Below are 2,020 nucleotides of genomic sequence, written 5' to 3' on the forward strand. Positions count from 1 at the left end.
GTAAGCGCTCCATGAACCCCACCTAACCAATGATGGGCAGAGCACTCAGCTATATATTCGAGGCGTGCAATTCCACGGTAGCAGCGCTTCGTAGTCTTCCACTGAGCACGCCAGCGGCAGGCGTTCCAGTGCGTGGCGTAGCCACGCATAGGGCTCTTGGCCGTTGGCTTTGGCTGTCTCGACTAGGCTGTAAAGTTGTGCGCTGGCAGTGGCACCTTTGGGCGTGTCACTGAACAACCAGTTCTTTCTCCCAATGACAAATGGGCGGATCGCACGCTCGGCCGCGTTGTTGTCCATCGGCAAATAGCCGTGCTCGACGTAGCGTTCCAATTTGCTCCAGTTGCTGGCCAAGTAACCGATGGCCTTGCCCAAAGCATTCTGCGTCGTGACTTGAGGTTGCGTTTTCTCTACCCAGCTTTTCAGCTGAGCCAGCAATGGCAGGCTGCGCTCCATGCGGGCAGCCTTACGATCTTCATCGCTGCCGTCCTTAAGGTCGCGCTCGATGCCATACAGCTTGTTGATTAAATTCAGGGCGATGTCTGCGCGCCCGGTTTTACCCTTGGGCTGCACTTTCTGCGCTTCGACGAACTTGCGGCGTGCGTGCGCCCAGCAGCCCAACCGCTCCACGCCGTCCTGTGCAGCCAGCGCGTTGTAACCGGCGTAGTCGTCGGTCATGACATAGCCTCGATAGCCATCCAGCAGGCGCGTCGGCACCTCCTGCGCTCGGCTGGTGGCGTAGTCGAAAAGGATCACTGGCCGATCAGGTGGGCCGCCGGTTTGTACCCACATCCAGGATTGGCTACTGGGCTCACGGCCAGACTCTTTCAACACCTGCACACGTGTTTCATCACAGTGGATGATCCGACCGCCCAACAGGCTTTCGCGCATCAGATTCAGCAGCGCTTGGAAGTGCTCGCTGCATTGAATCACCCAGCGTGCCAAGGTTTGGCGCGGAATATCGATACCGTGGCGCCCCAAGACTTTTTCGAAGCGATGAAGCGGTAGGCCGTCTACGTATTTGGTGGTGAGCAGCATGGCCAGTACACTCGGGCTAGCCATGCTCTTCTCTATCACCTGGGCAGGCTTGTCCGCCGTTACGGGCGCTGACTCGCAGTCGCGGCAGCCATACACCTTGCGAACATGCTTGATGACGCGAATCTGCATCGGGACGATTTCAAGCTGTTCGCTGACTTCTTCACCGATGGCATGTTTGCGGCAGCCGCAGGTGCAAGTCAGCTCATGTTCGGGCAGTTCGTGGATGACCTCGATGCGCGGAAGGTCAGTGGGCAGCGGCTTGCGCTTGCCACGGCGCCTGGCGGGTGCGACGACCTCTTCTTCCGTGTCTTCGTCGGCAACGTCGGCGATGCTTTCTGCTTCATTGAAAAGGGCTAGCTGGGGCGTAGCAGGATCAGCTGTCTGCTCGGACTTTCGTCCGAACAAGCGCTGGCGCAGCAGCGCGTTTTCCTCTTCAAGAAAACCGACCCGCGACTGCATTTTCGCAAGCATTTGCTTGAGTAGGTGAAGATCGTCAGGAAGGTTTTCGGGCACTGAATTCATGCCCGGGATTATACCGAATCAGGCCACGAATCGTGGCGTCAAAACCTGATGAGGACGATTACGCCAGAGGTCGAAACCGTCGAGCATCCAATTGAGTTCCTGGACGGTCAGAACAATTGCTTCGTCCGTCACGTCGGGCGATGTTTTAAAACGCTCGGACTCCAGGCGCTTGAGCCAGAGGCAGAAGCCGTTGCGTTCCCAGTACAAGATTTTCACGCGGTTGCGCGGCTTGTTGAGGAAGACAAAAAGCACTGGGTCAAAGACCGCGACCTTGATATCCAGCTCGACTAACGCAGCGAGGCCGTCGATAGATTTTCGAAAGTCGACGGGCTTGGGGTAGAGATAGACTTTTTCGACTTTTGCATCGGGTCGCATCATGGCAAACGGGCTCCTGGCAGAATCAGGAGCACAGCATCAGGGATCAGATAAGCGCTTGGAATGTGGGGTTCATGGAGCGCTTACA

At 57.1% G+C, this 2,020-nt stretch carries 2 protein-coding genes; both read right to left on the reverse strand.

What is annotated here, in order from left to right:
• Positions 1-45: 45 nt before the first annotated feature.
• Positions 46-1,557 (reverse strand): IS66 family transposase, encoded by a 1,512-nt coding sequence (gene tnpC / locus Q6A48_RS25855; protein WP_304557306.1) that lies wholly within the window; start codon positions 1,555-1,557, stop codon positions 46-48.
• An 18-nt stretch (positions 1,558-1,575) separates the two neighbouring features.
• The gene (gene tnpB / locus Q6A48_RS25860; protein WP_007247730.1) at positions 1,576-1,935 is read right to left on the reverse strand and encodes an IS66 family insertion sequence element accessory protein TnpB; all 360 of its coding nucleotides are present in this window, start codon (positions 1,933-1,935) and stop codon (positions 1,576-1,578) included.
• Between the last annotated feature and the right edge of the window lie 85 nt (positions 1,936-2,020).

The sequence above is a fragment of the Pseudomonas citrullilanati genome (genome assembly GCF_030580855.1).
GTDB lineage: Bacteria > Pseudomonadota > Gammaproteobacteria > Pseudomonadales > Pseudomonadaceae > Aquipseudomonas > Aquipseudomonas citrulli.